At 62.6% G+C, this 17,148-nt stretch carries 16 protein-coding genes; 13 read left to right on the top strand and 3 right to left on the bottom strand.

From position 1 onward, the window contains the following. Positions 1–66 precede the first annotated feature (66 nt). Positions 67–1,464, bottom strand: coding sequence for a tyrosine-type recombinase/integrase (locus tag X741_RS158990; RefSeq protein WP_023776896.1), 1,398 nt, complete (start codon positions 1,462–1,464; stop codon positions 67–69). Between the two features lie 136 nt (positions 1,465–1,600). Between X741_RS158990 and X741_RS158995 the strand changes: the two genes are divergently transcribed. From X741_RS158995 to X741_RS159010, 4 genes are all read left to right on the top strand, one after another. Next, positions 1,601–2,047 (top strand): hypothetical protein, encoded by a 447-nt coding sequence (locus tag X741_RS158995; RefSeq protein ID WP_023776895.1) that lies wholly within the window; start codon positions 1,601–1,603, stop codon positions 2,045–2,047. Positions 2,048–2,839: 792 nt separating this feature from the next. Continuing rightward, the gene (locus X741_RS159000; protein ID WP_023776894.1) at positions 2,840–3,421 is read left to right on the top strand and encodes a VOC family protein; all 582 of its coding nucleotides are present in this window, start codon (positions 2,840–2,842) and stop codon (positions 3,419–3,421) included. Positions 3,422–3,443: 22 nt separating this feature from the next. Continuing rightward, positions 3,444–4,289 carry a glutathione S-transferase family protein gene (locus X741_RS159005; RefSeq protein WP_023776893.1) on the top strand — a complete coding sequence of 282 codons (846 nt, stop codon included), beginning with the start codon at positions 3,444–3,446 and terminating at the stop codon, positions 4,287–4,289. Between the two features lie 268 nt (positions 4,290–4,557). Then, complete coding sequence (locus X741_RS159010; RefSeq protein ID WP_023776892.1) at positions 4,558–4,950, top strand: hypothetical protein; 393 nt, start codon at positions 4,558–4,560, stop codon at positions 4,948–4,950. Between the two features lie 158 nt (positions 4,951–5,108). On the opposite strand, the gene X741_RS159015 is transcribed toward X741_RS159010, so the two are convergent. Next, entirely contained in the window at positions 5,109–5,324 is a 216-nt protein-coding gene (locus tag X741_RS159015) for a hypothetical protein (RefSeq protein ID WP_023776891.1), read from the bottom strand. 313 nt (positions 5,325–5,637) lie between these two features. Here X741_RS159015 and X741_RS159020 point away from each other — a divergent pair, with 313 nt between their 5' ends. Both X741_RS159020 and X741_RS159025 read left to right on the top strand, forming a co-directional pair. After that, positions 5,638–6,561 (top strand): DUF2865 domain-containing protein, encoded by a 924-nt coding sequence (locus X741_RS159020; protein ID WP_023776890.1) that lies wholly within the window; start codon positions 5,638–5,640, stop codon positions 6,559–6,561. Between the two features lie 137 nt (positions 6,562–6,698). Next, positions 6,699–6,935 (top strand): hypothetical protein, encoded by a 237-nt coding sequence (locus tag X741_RS159025; protein ID WP_023776889.1) that lies wholly within the window; start codon positions 6,699–6,701, stop codon positions 6,933–6,935. A gap of 49 nt (positions 6,936–6,984) precedes the next feature. Here X741_RS159025 and X741_RS159030 read toward each other — a convergent pair whose 3' ends face one another. After that, positions 6,985–7,341 carry a hypothetical protein gene (locus X741_RS159030; protein WP_245272668.1) on the bottom strand — a complete coding sequence of 119 codons (357 nt, stop codon included), beginning with the start codon at positions 7,339–7,341 and terminating at the stop codon, positions 6,985–6,987. Between the two features lie 182 nt (positions 7,342–7,523). On the opposite strand from X741_RS159030, the gene X741_RS159035 reads away from it, so the two are divergent. From X741_RS159035 to phoB, 7 genes are all read left to right on the top strand, one after another. Further along, the gene (locus tag X741_RS159035) at positions 7,524–11,291 is read left to right on the top strand and encodes a PAS domain-containing protein (RefSeq protein WP_023776887.1); all 3,768 of its coding nucleotides are present in this window, start codon (positions 7,524–7,526) and stop codon (positions 11,289–11,291) included. Between the two features lie 531 nt (positions 11,292–11,822). Continuing rightward, positions 11,823–12,878, top strand: a complete 1,056-nt coding sequence (pstS, locus tag X741_RS159040) for a phosphate ABC transporter substrate-binding protein PstS (protein WP_023776886.1) — start codon at positions 11,823–11,825, stop codon at positions 12,876–12,878. A gap of 66 nt (positions 12,879–12,944) precedes the next feature. Further along, positions 12,945–13,928, top strand: coding sequence for a phosphate ABC transporter permease subunit PstC (gene pstC / locus X741_RS159045; RefSeq protein WP_023776885.1), 984 nt, complete (start codon positions 12,945–12,947; stop codon positions 13,926–13,928). Positions 13,929–13,932: 4 nt separating this feature from the next. After that, the gene (gene pstA, locus X741_RS159050) at positions 13,933–14,784 is read left to right on the top strand and encodes a phosphate ABC transporter permease PstA (RefSeq protein WP_023776884.1); all 852 of its coding nucleotides are present in this window, start codon (positions 13,933–13,935) and stop codon (positions 14,782–14,784) included. Continuing rightward, positions 14,781–15,584 (top strand): phosphate ABC transporter ATP-binding protein PstB, encoded by an 804-nt coding sequence (gene pstB, locus X741_RS159055; protein WP_013892654.1) that lies wholly within the window; start codon positions 14,781–14,783, stop codon positions 15,582–15,584. Before pstA ends, pstB begins: the two co-directional genes overlap by 4 nt. A gap of 25 nt (positions 15,585–15,609) precedes the next feature. Then, positions 15,610–16,317, top strand: a complete 708-nt coding sequence (gene phoU, locus X741_RS159060) for a phosphate signaling complex protein PhoU (protein ID WP_010911897.1) — start codon at positions 15,610–15,612, stop codon at positions 16,315–16,317. 16 nt (positions 16,318–16,333) lie between these two features. Then, positions 16,334–17,023 carry a phosphate regulon transcriptional regulator PhoB gene (gene phoB, locus X741_RS159065; RefSeq protein ID WP_010911896.1) on the top strand — a complete coding sequence of 230 codons (690 nt, stop codon included), beginning with the start codon at positions 16,334–16,336 and terminating at the stop codon, positions 17,021–17,023. Positions 17,024–17,148: the final 125 nt, after the last annotated feature.

Here is a 17,148-nt window from a genome sequence, read left to right as displayed (position 1 = left end):
AACTCTTTGGGTTTCAACGGGAAATTTTATCCCCAAAAACCTTCAATCGACTTCCATGCCGCCAATCTAAATCGGCGCAGATTGTCCGCGCCGGCTTGCCAGGGTGACGATATTGGCGGCTTCGTCCGGCACCAGTCGCACCACTGCTGCAGCCGCTAGGTCCTCCAGACCATCGGCAATCCACCGGCCATAGTGCCTCTCGATCATCGGCACAGATGTGTCGTGCAGCGCGGCGACCAGCCTTATCGGGAGGTTCGCCCCGATGCCGCGCACGATTGAACTGTGCCGCAGACTGTACGGGATCACGGTAGGCAGCTTTGCCCGACTCCGGATTTCCCTCCAAGGGCGCTGAAGTTCACTGGCAAACTGCCATTGGCTACGACCGGTTCGTTGCCACTCTATCGAGCCCTTCACCTGCTCGCTGCGCCACCGCTCCAGCAAGATTGCATGGTTGTTCCGGCCAGTTGTTGCCGGCAGCAGCGCGTCGAGCACATCCTTGCCCACCGGAACCGGGACGCTGGCGACCTTACCGCCCTTGCCCTTCCGGGAGCTTGGAACCATGAGCCGGCCTTGCGCCCGCTGCACGTCGCCCACCTTCATTCGGGCGATCTGCGAGAACCGCGCTCCAGTTGCGGCAAGCAAGACGACGAAGCGGAACAGATCGCCATCCCAATTTCCTTCTGTGTCCACTTCGCGGGCGGCGGCCAGGATCGCGCCAACTTGGCTCGCGGACATGATCTGGTTGTCCCGGGCCAGCGGCACGGCCTCGTCAGTGTCCAGCTTCTCGGCTTTGAGGCCGTGCTTGATGATGGCCGGCAGTGTCGGGTCCAGTCGCTCCCGGTGCGCAGCATAGGCGGCGTTAAGCGCTGCCTTGAGGTCATTGATGAGCCGTTGTTGGGTCGCGACTTTCAAATCGTCGGGCAACTCGGAGCGCCACGACAATAAGTTCTTTTCCGTTAGGCTGTGCAGCGCCACCGATGCCAGCGGCGAGGCATGAACAGCTTTCTGATTGCCGCGCTTGTCCTGCCCAAGCACATACCGCCGAAGACGCTGTCCGGCGTCAGAGCGCACCTTGCGGCCCTTGCGGCGGCTGTCGCGGGCATCGCGCTCGATGATGTAGGCCTCCACGACGAGACTCACGGTCAGCACCGGACCAGCGGCAGCGGCCTTGGATTCGGCCCGTGCCTTGGCCACGATCTGCCGAGCCCGTGTTTCGGCCTGAAGGTAGGTGAGCAGGCCGTCGGTCGGCTTGTCGTTGATGTCGTTGGCCGATCCGACCGGCGCTTGCTTGTAGTTCGCCCCTTCACCCCAATTCCGCCAGCGAGCAAACCACACCCCGTTGCGGACACCTTTCCGATAGTACAGGTGCGCCTCGGCGTCGAGCCGCCGGGCGTGCTCTCCAATCGGCAATCGCAGTCGAGCCTTCGCCGTCGTCAACTCGGCTTCCTTAAGAACCTTGGCCACTCTCACTTCCCCGAATACGTCGAATATTCGTCGAATATACATATGCGAGCGCCTGCGGACAACGACGAACTTGCGAAGTGCCAAGCCATTGATATCTATGAATTGTCATGAACGACGACGAACAGTCGAGTGTCCAATGATCACGCTCTCTCACGGCGGGAACAGGGGTTCGATTCCCCTTGGGCGTACCAAGGATTTTCTGCCAGATGCGATGCTTGCGCTATACAGCCTGTTGCAGCAAGTTGGCTGCATGAAACAATTGGCTTTGCCGCTCCTCATTTCCGCGTCCCTGATCGCCCAGTGCGGTCCGTCGTTCTCCAAGGACAGGAAGATCACCGGCACCATTCGAGGTTTCGAATGTGGCGATAATTGCTATCTGACTATTGTCGACCGCAAGAAGGAGGAGCAAGTCGGCCTGTGTTCCGCTCCCGAGTGCGGAAGCTGGAACGAGCAAACCGCGATGCCGTCCCGCTACACGGGAAAACGCGTGACCGTTACAGTCGGACAAGGGCAGCAGATCGATGACAGCGGCAACGTGATGGGAGAGATGATGTCCTTCACGAAGATCAGATTTCTCGACTAGCCTTGGCGGTATTCGCGACCACCTCGCGCTCCAAGTGGAAGTGGAGGGCCAGCGCAATGCCGGCCCCTTTTGCACTGCTGTGCAGCGGTCCGTCCGGCGCAACAACGGCTCGGCCGTTCCTTCCCACAGTCTCGGATCACATTCAGACAAAGCACCCGTGTGGGTTGCGTTCACCGAAAGAAGCGGCAAAACCCGCGAAAATCCGGCGGCCGCATGGCCGAATTCACCCAATTTAAGTCAGGCCGCGACGCTTGAAAGCATAACGATCTCTGTTACTTGGCATGCGGGTAGCGTCCGCGGATGGCGGACTTTGGGTCGGGTAGAGTTGGGATGTCCTCAGTCAAGATGATTTGCTCGCGCTGCCATGGCGGCGGCAAGGTTTTCGATTGCTCGAGATGGTCTGCGTCAAAAGGGCATTGCTGCCCGCAGGGGACGCATCAGACAAGCTGCCCGGGGAAGACCATCGCATGCGCCGAATGTGGCGGCGTGGGGATGCTGGCGGCGGCCGAGCTCAGGGCCGTCGCGTAGTCGCGGTTTCGGCCAGGGCGCTACTAGCCCGCCTTTGGCTAGGGCTGATCACCGCAATCCTTAAAAACGTTTCCCTGGCTATTACAACCAGGAACGGTTTCGCCGGCGTGCCAACATTAGGGTATTAGGGTTCGCCGCTTCTGGCGCGGCGGAGCCGATTGCATTAGCATCACCTCCTGGATCTTGAGGCACGGCTCGAGTGGCGCGCAGAACGCCGCGTGCCGGGGAGATCCGCACGGGCAGCTGATGCCTCGGGAGGGGCCAATGCAGAAACTGCAGTCGCAGGGTGTCCACCACATCACGCTGGTTGGCGCCGGCCGCCACACCTCAATCGATTTCTGGGAGGGCGTGCTCGGCATGCCGTTCATCTTCGAGCAGCCCAACCTCGACAAGCCCAAGGAGAGCCATCTCTATTTCGATCCCGGCGACGGCCGGCTGATCACCATCTTCACCGACGAAAGCCGCACGCCGGAGAAGCGACGCACGCCGACCGATACGGGCTGTGTCCACCATATCGCCTTTTCCGTATCGCGCGTCACCTTCCTGCAGGCGGTCGCTCGGCTCGACGAGCGCGGCATCAAGCACAGTGGCGTCAAGGATCGCGGCTTCATGGATTCGATCTATTTCGAGGATCCGCTCGGACTGCTGATCGAACTCGCCTCCTATCGCTTCGAGCCGCCGGCCGGCTTCACCCATGCCGACGTGCTGATGGAAGCGCACAGGCTGCGGGTCGCGCGCGGCGACTACAACATAGCCGAAGTGCATCTCGCTGATGCGATCCAGGCGCTCGTCGAGCGTTCGCGCGCAACCCTGTCGGATGACCGGGCGCCGAAGAACCCATACTGAACGGACACAGAGGGAGGAACAAATGGCCAAGACAGCGACAATAAAGGCGAAGAAACCCGCGGCCAAGGTGGCCGCAAAGACGACCCCAAAGGCGGCGGCCAAAGCAGCGGCGAAACCGACGGCAAAGGCCACCGCAAAACCCGCTGCGAAGGCCAAGGCCAAGCCGGCGAAGAAACCAGGGCTGAAGCTCAGCATGCTGAAGCCGAGCGTCAACAACATGACGGTGCGGGTTTTCGCGCGCGCGGCCGGGTTCGATGCCGCCGAGACCGACGCCTGGGGCCACACGCGCTCGCCCGAATATATGGCGCGCAATCCGGCGCACCTGACGCCGATGATCGAGGACAAGGGGCTGCCCAGAGGCGTGCTTTGGGAAAGCTGCGCCATCATGCAGTATCTCGCCAACAAGCACGGGCTGGAGAAATTCTATCCTACGGCGCCGGCCAAGCGGGCAATGGTCGACAGCGCCATGTTCTACCTGATCGGCACCCTCTACCCCTATGTGGCGCGCGCCACCTATCCGGCGCTTGGCTTCCCGCACTATGCTGGCGAGGTCGGCCACAGCGATGCCCATCCCGACAAGAAATCCGAAGCGCAGAAGGCAGCCATGGCCGCAATCGCCGAGCCGCTGGAGGTCTTCCACAGCTTCTTCAGGGACGGCAAGCCGTTCATCGGAGGCAAGCACCCGTCGATCGCCGACATCCGGCTGGCGGCGACGCTCGAGTTCCTGGCCGTCATCGACTACGCGCTGCCTAAATGGACGAAGGAGTACATGGCGGCGATCGAGAAGAAGCTCGGCAAGGCCTACGCCGAGCCGGCCGGCGACGTGCGCGGCTATATCGCCCATGTGAAGTCGCAGGCCAAGAGTTAGGGATTCGTTAACCAAAGCCCTGTCTACTGCCCGGAATTCACCGCGCGACCACGGATGTACTGGCGCCGAGGTGGAAGGAAAGGTCGGCCCCGCGCCGGCCTTTTGCTTTTTTGGGGTGGTGGTGCCGGCACATCGCGGCACGAAAGTCAGGTAACGCCGAAGCATCAACTTTTGCGTCGAGATATTGTCATTGCCAACGTCGGCTCTAACATCCCTTACAGCCAGTCCAGCCATGAATGCTGGCCGGCAGTGAAATCGAGGGATTGCAATGAAGTGCGTCGCGGCAAGGCTGATGATCGCCGTTGGAATGCTGGCCGGGACCCTTCTCCCGTCACAGGCCGCGACGCTCAATACAATGGCTGATGTCGGCGCCGCGATCCAGGCATGCTGGACGCCCCCGGCGGATGCCGGGAATTCGACCGTAACCCTGAGCTTCAGCTTCAAGCGCGACGGCACGCTGATCGGTCCACCAAGGGCGACTGCCGTCAAAGTGGCCGGCGATGACAAGGCGCGGCAGGCCTTCATCGACGCGGCCACCGCGGCCGTCAAGAATTGCACGCCCCTGACTTTCTCGCCGACGCTGGCGCAGGGCATTGGCGGCAAAGTGTTCACGTTGCAATTGGTTTCCCCGAAGCAGTTGCAATCGGTCTCCCCGAAGTAAGAGCTGCCTTCGCCGACCTTACAGCGAAAAGCTAGGTGACCATACTGACGCCAATGGGGCGTCTCGCGGAAAGCAGGGTGCCCGGCAGGCTTTATGCCTCTGGCCGGTACCCTCCGGGACCAACGGCTCAATAGCCCGGCGCTTTTGGGATAAATGGCTCAATGGCTCAAGCGCCGCGCCTCGGCATGCCGTGCCAGATCCGGGGTCTCGAAGACGTAGTCGCTCCAGGCCGATTCAGGAATTTGCCCGGCCAGATAGCACTCCAGCAACAGGTTCTGCTCGGCATTGAGCGGCCGTGGCGCGCCCTCATGGTCAAGCCCGAGGGAATGAAAAAGGTTTCTTGTCAGTTCCGATACCGTGAAGTGGATCGACATCAGCGTTCTCCTTTGCCTTTCAACGCCGCGGCCCAGGCAAAGGTTTCAGGTCAGGTATCGGATTTAGTCGCGCGCCTGGCGTCCTGCCCTTGCAGCATTGGCGCTCACCGATCGGGCCGCACTGTTTCCGGTTCGTCTCAATGTTGAAATAAAAATGTAATATCGAATTCACAGAGGTGGTCCTATTACACTAAATGAAGGTCTGCTTAGGTCGAAATTATTGAAATATTAGACTAATCTCATTTAGTGAAAGGTTAGATAAGTCTAAAGAACCTGATTCCAGAATATCCGCAAAAAGGATCATGTCGTCCCGATGACCCGTTTCTGGTTTCTCATGATGATGATCGCACTGGCTATGGTGACCGCCTTTGCGCTCGGCACAACATCTTCCTACGCGGACAGTTGCAGCGCGATCAGAGACCAGTTGTTTTCCGCCGGCCGCGGCGGCGGCGTGAGCCCGGAACTGGCGCAGCTGCGCCGCCAGCTCGCGGCGATCCAGGGCCTGGAGAGGCAGCGCAGATGCACCGCGCAAAGTGCGACGAGCGGTTTCTTCAACGCTTGCGCCGACCTTGCCAGGAACCGGTCGGACGTGCAGCGCCAGATCGTGGCCGCGTCCAATTCCGGCCGGGACATTTCGGGCCTGCAGGCACGGTTCGTGGCGCTCGGTTGCACATCCCGGGGCAAGGAGCAGCGCCCGGCGCCGAAGGCGCAGTCCGCGGCGGCAACGGCGGTGCCAACGTACAGCGGCAACACGATGCTGTTTTGCGTGCGCCTTTCGGATGGATATTTCTTCCCGGCGCCCAAGTCGCAATTCGCCGGCAACGACGATCTCAAGGATACGGCCGATCAATGCCGTTACATCTGTGACGATCCGGCGGTCGACCTCTACACGCTGAGCGATGCCAGTCTGGAAACCGAAAAAATGGCCGCGCTTGACACGCGCAAGCCTTACACGGAATTGCCGACGGCTTTCCGCTACCGTGAGGATGCCAATTTCAAGGCCTGTGACGTCAAGCGCTATCACCAGCGGGTAGCCGAACTGAGAGCGAGGACGGTCACGCCCACGAACATGAGCAATGCCATCATCCCCCTGCCGCAGCCAAAGCCGGACCTCGGCAGGGTCGCGGCAATTCCGGGATCCGGCAGCGAGGCTCCGGGCACCGCCCAGTTGCAATCGATCGAGGCTGGCAAGCGGTCGGTGCGCGTGGTTGGCCCTGCCTTCTTCCCCGTGGAATAGCAACGGTTTTTCGAACCCGGCGGCCGACCGCCGCGATGAGCCTGTCGCTTACCTGGCCGCGATCCTGGCCGCCGCGATCCGGCTGGAACAGGTGCCTGCTCCCGGCGTTGTGATCGACATCAGCTGGGAGCAACGCCATGGCCACGTTCAGGGAAATGCGGGTTCTGGAGATCCTCGAAGACGGCTCCTTGACCAAGGACGAGAAGATCGCCGAATTGCGCAAGATCGAATCCGAGGCGCGCGGGCTGCAGCGGGCAGCGTCGGAGAGCCCAATGGGCGACGATGACGGCTGGCAGGACGATCTGCGCCAGGTTCGTCTGGCGCTCGACAAGCTCGGTGCAAAAGAACCCAAGAAGGGCGCGGCAACGCTATAGAGTCCTATCTGCTGTAGGGTTCCGGCAGGCGCTTTCTGAAGAAGTTAGCCTAGTCGCAGACCATGCGAACGCGTTGGCCTGGAGCGCTTACATTCCTGCACGCCAGCTGCTTTTCCGGGCCGGAAGACGACGGAGCCGGGGAGGAAAGCCTCCTTTGATGCCGTTTCTGCAAGGCAGGCTTCACAACTCTGCGCTCGGAAAACCGTTCGGGCGACGGTGGTGGCGCCGGAAACGCGCCATTGTCGACCTGCGACGGTCCGTAGTCGACATTGGGTGGCGGCCGGTCCCAGAAGCGCCTGGCATCGAGCGGCCGCGGGATGATGACCGTGCCGTCATAGCTGCGCGAACAGCCGCTGCCGAAAAGCAGCGCCACGCCCAGCAAAAAAGGCCCTATCCGTCCAGACATAAGCAACACCCCTGCGGGCGCTTATAACGCAGCGTTGGCCGACCCGGCAACCGCACGGAACAACGCGGCAACAACGGTCCGGTTGCTCGTTAAGGTTAGCGGATCGTTAATGCTTCTCGGGCACATTCCGCCGACGAACCGCGGAGGGAGGGTTCGGCCTTGATTTTCGGGGTGGGGACAGCATGGCGGAAGCGGACGAAGCAATCGGCGCGCGCGGCAAGCGCGAGCCCTGCAAGGCAGCAGCGCAAGGCGGCGACGCCTTGCCACATACTGCCGACATGGATCGCGCCGAAGGGCTTCGCCAGCTTATCGAAGCCGGCTCGGACTGGATCTGGGAGACCGATGCGGAGCTGCGCTTCTCCTGGCTTTCGCAGGGCTACCAGGCGGCGACGGGCATCGATCCGGCCGATGTGCTTGGCCGGTTCCGCTTCGATTTCCTCAACCAGGTCCTGAAGGGCAATCGCAGCGCGGCAGCGCATCTGGAGGATATGCAGGCGCGCCGACCGTTCCGCGACTTCGTCTATGAGCTGAAGGGCGGCGGCGCCGACTGCCGCTGGGTGCTGACGTCAGGCTTTCCACGCTTCGACAGCGAAGGAAAATTTGCCGGCTATCGCGGCATCGGCCGCAACGTCACCGCGCTGGCCGCCGCCTTCGAGGAGATGGCGCCGAAACAGGACGAAGACGTTTCCTGGCAAAGCCTCGCCAACCTTCGCACGATGGTCGATTCGATACCGATCGGCGTGCTCGTCCTCGATGCCGATATGCGCGCGGAGGTGATCAACCGCGCCTTCCATGACTTCTGGAGGATCGATCCAAACCGCGCCGGGATCGGCTCCAGCTTCCGCGAGCTGATGGAAGCCAGCCGTGCCATCGATCCTTTCGGTGCCGACGAGACTGCCTGGCAGCGCCATGTCGCCGAGCGCGAAGCCGAGATCAGGGCCGGCGTCGCCGGCTCCAGGCAATTGCCGCACAATGACGGGCGCACGCTGGTCGCCTCACTGGCATCGCTGGCCGGTGGCAAGCGGCTCATTTCCTATGTCGATGTCACAGACATGAAGGGCCGCGAGACGGAAGCCGAGGATGCCCGCAAAAACCTTGCAACCGTTCTGGAATCGCTGCCGGCAGGCGTCATCATCTACGACCGAGATGACAAGTTCGTCTTTGCCAACCGCAAGCTGCAGGATTCGCTGCCGGCACTGAAGCCATACTGGCAGCCTGGGCGCACTTTCCGAGAGGCGCTGGAGTTCGGTCACGAGGTCGGCTATTTCCGCTCGAGCGGCGATGCCGTGGTCGACAGCCTTTATGCGGTCGATACCGAACGCTGGCTCGACGGCATGCTGAGGCGCTACCGTTTGCCAAATTCTTCCTATGAGCGTCTCAATGCGGATGGACGCTGGTACCAGGTCTACGACATGCGCACCGATGACGGCACGTTCATCGGCGTGCGCGTCGACATCAGCGACCTCAAGAGCCGCGAGGCCGCCTTGCGCGACTCGATGCGCCAGATCGATCTGTTCCGGCACGTGATGGACGAGCTGCCGGTGGCCGCCTTCATCAAGGCGCAGGACCTGAACATCGAATTCGTCAACAAGGCCTGGTGCGCGCTGACCGGCTTCGCCAAGGAAGACGTCATCGGCCGAACCGACTGGCAATTGTTCGGCGCCAAGGAAGCGGAAGGCTTCAGCCATGACGACGCCGATGTCGTGGCGACCGGCAATGTGCGCGAGGTCGAGGAGCCGGTCACCCATCGCGACGGCACGGTGCGGCAGTTGATGACGCGCAAGAGCCGCCTGGTGGCCAGCGACGGCTCGGTGCACCTTGTCGGCTCCAGCACCGACATCACCGATGTCAAGGCGCGCGAGCGGGCGCTGGAAGAAAGCATGCGCGAGAACGAGGTGTTCCGCAGCCTGATCGACAACGTGCCGGTGTCGATCTACGCCAAGCGCTCCGACCTCAGGCAGTTCTACGTCAACAAGGGCTGGTGCGACCTTACCGGTCTCGGCAAGGAAGAGGCGATCGGCAAGACCGACGTCGAGATATTCGGGCCAGACGGCGAGGCCTTCGTCGCCGGCGACCTGGCGGTGCTGCGCACCGGCGAAACCCAGGAGATCGAGGAGACGGTGACGCTTGCCGATGGCAGCGTGCGCCACCAGTTCGCCCGAAAGGGCGCGATGATCGCGTCCGACGGTTCGCTCTATCTGATCGGATCAACCACCGACATCACCGAATTGAAGATGCGCGAGGCCGAATTGCGCGAGGCGCGCCAGCGTGCGGTGCTCGCCGACCGCGCCAAGTCGGAATTCCTCGCCAACATGAGCCATGAGATCCGCACGCCAATGAACGGCGTGCTGGGCATGGCAGAACTCCTGGCCAAATCCAATCTCGATCCAAAGCAGAAGACGTTCACCGACATCATCGTCAAATCGGGCAACGCGCTTTTGACAATCATCAACGATATCCTGGATTTCTCCAAGATCGATGCCGGCCAGCTGGTGCTCGATCCGGCGCCCTTCAATCTCGCGGAGGCGATCGAGGACGTCGCGACGCTGGTGTCGACACGCGCCAAGGAAAAGGATCTCGAACTCATCGTGCGCATCGAGCCGAGGCTCGGAAGCCTGTTCATCGGCGATGTCGGCCGCATCAGGCAGATCGTCACCAACCTGCTCGGCAACGCGGTGAAATTCACCGACGAAGGTCATGTGCTGGTCGACGTGACCGGCGAACGGATGCCGACCGGAACCAGGCTGACGATCTCGGTCACCGACACCGGGATCGGCATACCCGAGGAAAAACTGAAGCTGGTGTTCGAGAAATTCAGCCAGGTCGACACCTCCTCGACAAGGCGGCACGAGGGCACCGGGCTTGGTCTCGCCATCACCTCGCGGCTGGTCGAGCTGATGGGCGGCAAAATCGGTGTCGAGAGCGCCGAGGGCAAGGGTTCGACCTTCTGGTTCGAGGTGACGCTGCCCAGCGCCGAACAGCAGAACGGGCAGCGCATCATGCCGGTGGATGTGACCGGCGCTCGCGTGCTGATCGTCGACGACAATGCCGTGAACCGCGCCATCCTGACCGAGCAGATGACGTCGTGGACATTCGATTCCTGCGCGGCCGAAAGCGGCGCCGAGGGGCTCAAGGTGCTGATCGCCGCCGCGGCCTATGGCGTACCGGTCGACTGCGTCGTGCTCGACTACCAGATGCCTGGGATGAGCGGCGCCGAAATGGCGCGCATCGTGCGAAACACCGCGGGACTCGCCAACACGCCGATCATCATGCTGACCTCGGTCGACCAGTCGCTTGCCAACACCAGCTACCGCGATCTCGGCATCGATGCACAGCTGATCAAGCCGGCGCGCTCGTCGGTGCTGCTGGAAACGCTGGTCGCGACCGTCCAGCGCCATCGCCACACCACGGTTGGCCACGCCGCCCAGCCATCGGCAGGCGAGGGGCCCGACGCGCCTCAGCGGCCGCAATTGGCGCTGTCCGAACAGCGCGCGCAATTGCAGCCACCGCCGGTTCGTCCCAGGCTGCCGGCCGTCGGCGGTGACGGACAGAGGCTTGATATCCTCGTGGCCGAAGACAATGAGGTGAACCAGATGGTCTTCACCCAGATCCTTGGCGAGACCGGCTACGGCTTCGAGATCGTCAGCAACGGCCGCAAGGCACTCGACGCCTTCGGCAAGCTCAATCCGTGCATGATCCTGATGGACGTCTCGATGCCGGAGATGAGCGGTCTCGAAGCGACGGCCGCGATCCGCCGGCTGGAGGAAGAAACCGGCACGCATGTGCCGATCGTCGGCGTCACCGCGCATGCGCTCAAGGGCGATCGCGAACGATGCCTGGAAGCGGGCATGGACGACTATCTGCCCAAACCGATCAGCCCCAGGGCCCTCTTGGAGAAGGTCGAGCGCTGGGTCGGCGCCAGCCGCCAGGTGCAGCGCAACGCGGGATAGCACCGCGTCGCGGATTCGCGGCATCTGACGACGCAAGCCGAGGGAATCAGTAGGAGATTCCCTGCTACCCCCGCGTGCAATGGCTATGGTGCGATCGCACCATATCAAAGACTGTGCCTAGCCGGGACAATGGCAACATCGAATTCCGCTCATCCAGTTACGGGCGGGAGCAGCGACCGCCGGCAAGGAACAGCGTCACTCTACCCCAACGGACCTGTTTTCGGCGATGGCCCGGCCACGACACGCTCTGGCCTCGAGCAACGCACTCCCGTCCGGATTTTCTTCATCCTTGAAGGCCCCGTCGAATCCGGCGGTGGCTGCGGCCTACGGACGGCCCAAGCCCATGATTCCGGGGACAAACTCGGATCGGGCCGCGAACCAGCCGCGCTACCGCCTTTGCCGGCTTCGGCAACGCGTTACCGGGCTGACATGAAACTGTCATGCGACTGTTATAATCGAAGGCTATTGGCCTCAGCGGGCGCTGGCAAGAAATGGCGCCGAGAGACCATCTTCCGAACAGGAGCAGGCCACATGAGACATTTCATCCGCTCGGCGGCCGTTGCGATTGCAATGGCTGCGGCGTCCACCATCACCCTTTCCGCGGCAATGGCAGCTGACCTTTCAGGCGCCGGCTCGACCTTCATCTATCCGGTGTTTGCCAAGTGGGCCGACACCTACAAGAAAGACACCGGCATCGGCCTCAACTACCAGTCGATCGGCTCCGGCGGCGGCATCAAGCAGGTCATCGCCAAGACCGTGACCTTCGGCGCCACCGACAAGCCGATGTCCGATGCCGATCTGGAAAAGAACGGCCTCGTGCAGTTCCCGATGGTGATGGGCGGCATCGTGCCGATCGTCAACCTCTCCGGCGTCAAGCCGGGCGAACTCGTCCTCGACGGCAAGACGCTGGCCCAGATCTATCTCGGCGCCATCACCACCTGGGACGATGCCGCGATCAAGGCGCTGAACCCCACCCTAACCCTGCCGTCGACCGCCATCGCCGTCGTGCACCGCTCGGACGGCTCGGGCACCACCTTCAACTTCACCGACTACCTGGTTAAGCTCTCGCCCGACTGGAAGGACAAGGTCGGCTCGGACACGGCCGTCGAATGGCCGACCGGCGTCGGCGCCAAGGGCAGCGAAGGCGTTGCCAACACCGTCAAGCAGACCGACGGCGGCATCGGCTACGTCGAATACGCCTATGCCAAGCAGAACAACCTGTCCTACTCAAAGATGCTGAATGCAGCCGGCAAGGTCGTCGAGCCGTCGCTCGAATCCTTCGGCGCTGCCGCTTCGAACGCCGACTTCAAGACTGCCAAGAACTTCAACGTCATCATCACCAACGAGCCCGGCGACACCACCTGGCCGATCGCTGCTTCGACCTGGGTGCTGATCCACAAGGTTCCCGATGACGCTGCTGCCACCGGCGAAGCGCTGAAATTCTTCGCCTGGGCCTACAAGGACGGCAAGGAAACCGCCAAGGCGCTCGACTATGTGTCGATCCCCGACAGCGTCGTCGACCTGATCAAGGCTTCGTGGAAGACCGACATCCAGGCCGACGGCAAGCCCGTCTACGCCGGCGAGTAACATCTCTGGAGGAGCGCCGCGCCCGCGGCGCTCCTTTTCCTTCAACTCGAAAGAGCCGAGCTTGACATGAGCGCTGTCCAGGAAGCCTTGCCAGCCATCCGAGGTTCGCGCGACGCCATCGTCAGGCGGTTTGCGCTGACAGACGCGATCTTCCACGCAATGACCCGCGCCGCCGCGATATTGGTGCTGGTGCTGCTCGGCGGCGTCGCGATCTCGCTGTTTGCCGGCTCTTGGCAGGCCCTCTCGACCTTCGGCTTCTCGTTCCTGACCAGCGAAAGCTGGAACCCGGTGACGGAGAAATTCGGCGCGCTGGCGCCGATCTACGGCACCATCATCACCTCGGCAATCGCCATCCTGATCGCCGTGCCGCTCGGCATCGGCATCGCCATTTTCCTCACCGAGCTTTGCCCGCGCCCGCTGCGGCGCCCCATCGGCATGGCGGTGGAATTGCTGGCCGGCATTCCCTCGATCATCTACGGCATCTGGGGCCTGTTCGTGCTGGCGCCGTTCCTGCAGACCACGGTGCAGCCGTTCATCATCAGCGTGTTCCACGGTATCCCAGGCCTCAGCAGCCTGTTTGCCGGCCCGCCCTACGGCATCGGCCTGCTGACATCGTCGATGATCCTCGCCATCATGGTGCTGCCTTTCATCACCTCGATCACCAAGGACGTCTTCGACACGGTGCCTCCGGTGCTGAAGGAATCGGCCTACGGCATCGGCTGCACGACCTGGGAAGTGACCCGCCGCGTCGTCATCCCCTACACTCGGATCGGCATCATGGGCGGCGTCATGCTCGGCCTTGGCCGCGCGCTCGGCGAAACCATGGCGGTGACCTTCGTCATCGGCAACGCCCACCGCATCAGTACGTCGCTGTTTGCGCCCGCAACGACGATCTCCGCGACCATCGCCAACGAATTCACCGAGGCGGTCGGCGATCTCTACACGTCTTCGCTGGTGGCGCTCGGCCTGATCCTGTTCGTCATCACTTTCCTGATCCTTGCCATCGCACGCTACATGCTGATGCGCATCGACGCCCGCACCGGAGCCTGAACCGATGTCGACAGCCACGTCGCTTCACCAGAGCCGCAAGCGCAAGAATGGCGTGATGATGACGCTGTGCGTCGCCGCGGCGGGCATCGGCCTTGCCTGGCTGGCGCTCATTCTCGGCGCCCTGCTCTACAAGGGCCTGTCGGGCGTCAATCTTTCGGTCTTCACGCAAATGACCCCGCCGCCCGGCGACGCCGGCGGCCTGCTCAACGCCATCTACGGCAGCATCGTGATGACCGTCATCGGCATCATTGTCGGCACGCCGATCGGTGTGCTGGCCGGCACCTACATGGCCGAATACGGCCGCTTTTCGAAGCTCACCACCATTGTGCGCTTCATCAACGACATCCTTCTGTCGGCGCCGTCGATCATCATCGGCCTGTTCGTCTACGAATTGATGGTTCGGCCGATGGGGCACTTCTCGGCGATCGCTGGCGCCGTCGCGCTGGCCATCCTGGTCATCCCCGTCGTCGTGCGCACCACCGAGGACATGCTCAATCTGGTGCCCAACGCCTTGCGCGAAGCCGGCACCGCGATCGGCGCGCCGCGCTGGGTGGTCATCCGTTCTGTCGCCTACCGCGCCGCGCTTTCGGGCATCGTCACCGGCATATTGCTGGCCATCGCCCGCATCTCCGGCGAAACGGCGCCGCTGCTGTTCACCGCGCTCAACAACCAGTTCTGGTCGAGCAATCTCAACGCGCCGATGGCCAGCCTGCCTGTCACCATCTTCCAGTTCGCTCTCAGCCCCTACGAGGAATGGCAGCAGCTGGCCTGGACCGGCGCACTCATAATTACATTGACGGTTCTCGCGCTCAGCATCTTTGCGCGCAGCCTGACCGGACGCAGAGAGGACAAATGAGCCAGATGTTGTCTCCAGACATGACGATCGCCGCCGAGGCAGCCGCCAAGGCAAAGATCGAGGTCAAGAACCTCAATTTCTACTACGGCCAGTCGAAGGCGCTGAAGGACATCACGCTGTCGCTGCCCGAACGCAGCGTCACCGCCTTCATCGGACCGTCGGGCTGCGGAAAGTCGACGCTGCTGCGCGTCTTCAACCGCATCTACGAGCTCTATCCCAGGCAGACAGCCGAGGGCCAGGTGCTGCTCGACGGCAAGAACGTTCTCGACCGCTCGCAGGATCTCAACCTGTTGCGCACCAAGATCGGCATGGTGTTCCAGAAGCCGACGCCGTTCCCGATGTCGATCTATGAGAACATCGCCTTCGGTGTCAGGCTCTATGAGAAGATCAGCAAGGCCGAGATGGACGGCCGCGTCGAACAGGCGCTGAAGCGCGCAGCACTCTGGACCGAGGTCAAGGACAAGCTCAATGCCAGCGGCCTCAGCCTTTCGGGCGGCCAGCAGCAGCGGCTCTGCATTGCCCGTACCGTGGCGGTGAAGCCGGAAGTCATCCTGCTCGACGAGCCGGCCTCGGCGCTCGATCCGCTGTCGACCGCCAAGATCGAGGAGCTGATCGACGAATTGCAGGCCGACTACACGATCGTCATCGTCACCCACAACATGCAGCAGGCGGCGCGCGTGTCGAAGCAGACGGCCTTCATGTACCTGGGCGAACTGGTCGAGTTCGACAAGACGGAGAAGATATTCACGTCGCCCCGCGAGAAGCGCACGCAGGACTACATCACCGGCCGCTTCGGCTGATCGCACGCATACGAGGACCAGGATCATGGCCGAACACACGGTTGCAGCCTTCGACGAAGATCTCGGACAGATCAGCAGGCTGATCAGCGACATGGGCGACCTCGCCGGCTCGATGGTCGGCGGTGCCACCAAGGCGCTGCTGAACTCCGACAATGCGCTCGCCCAACGCGTCGTCTCCGATGACGCGATCATGGATGCGCGCCAGCGCGAGCTGGACGACCGCGCCATCACGCTGATCGCAAAGCGCCAGCCGATGGCCGACGATCTGCGCCATGTCGTGGGCTCGATCCGCATGGCCGGCGATCTCGAACGCATCGGCGACCTTGCCAAGAACATCGCCAAGCGCGTCGGCACGGTCGGGCTCTCCGCCACGCCGCGCGACCTGTCGCACTCCATCGACGCGATGGCGCAGCTGGTGCTGATCCAGGTTCAGGGTGTCATCGAGGAATATGCGGCGCGCGATGCCGCCGCACTGGCCAAGCTGCGCGCCGACGACGAGCGTATCGACGTCAAATACACTTCGGTGTTTCGCGAACTGCTGACCTACATGATGGAAGATCCGCGCAACATCACCGCCTGCACGCATCTTCTGTTCTGTGCCAAGAACCTCGAACGCATCGGCGACCACGTGACCAACATCGCCGAGAATGCGTATTATGTGCTGACCGGCACGCAGCTGCCCGCCAATCGCCCGAAGCAGGACGAAACCGCGATGTCGGCGCCGGCGGCATAGCAGGGGTGACCAGCCGATGATCGCGCCACGCATCATGGTGGTGGAGGATGAGGAGCCGCTAGGGGTGCTGCTCCGCTACAATCTGGAATCCGAGGGCTACCAAGTCGAGGTGGTGACGCGCGGCGACGAGGCGGAGATCCGCCTGCAGGAGAACGTGCCCGACCTTCTGGTGCTCGACTGGATGGTGCCGGCGGTGTCCGGCATCGAACTCTGCCGGCGCCTGCGGATGCGGCCCGAGACCGAGCGGCTGCCGATCATCATGCTGACCGCGCGGGGCGAGGAGAGCGACCGCGTGCGCGGCCTGTCGACCGGCGCCGACGACTATCTGGTCAAGCCGTTCTCGACGCCGGAGTTCATGGCACGCGTCAAGGCGCTGCTGCGCCGCGCCAAACCTGAAGTGCTGTCCAGCGTGCTCAAGGTCGGCGATATCGTGCTCGACCGCGAATCGCACCGTGTCTACCGCAAGAAGAGCGAGATCCGGCTCGGGCCGACCGAGTTCCGCCTGCTCGAATTCATGATGCGCCATCCCGGCCGGGTGTTCTCGCGCAGCCAGCTGCTCGACAATGTCTGGGGCGAGACGATCTACATAGACGAGCGCACCGTCGACGTGCATGTCGGGCGGCTGCGCAAGGCGGTCAACAATGGCCGCATGCCGGATGTGATCCGCACGATTCGTGGGGCGGGCTACGCGATCCGGGAAGATTAGGGGATATGCTGATATTCAGGTGATGCCGGCCTGCGAATGGCGGCTTCCTGCGCTTCCGGTACTCACGGACCCAAATGTCCGCTCCGTTCCGGTTCTCGGAATCCACCATTCTCGCCTCGGCCTGA

It is taken from the genome of Mesorhizobium sp. LNHC221B00, assembly GCF_000502935.1.
In the GTDB taxonomy this organism is placed as follows: Bacteria; Pseudomonadota; Alphaproteobacteria; order Rhizobiales; family Rhizobiaceae; genus Mesorhizobium; species Mesorhizobium opportunistum.
Note: the sequence above shows the minus strand (reverse complement) of the source record. Positions and strands in the feature narration are given on the sequence as shown.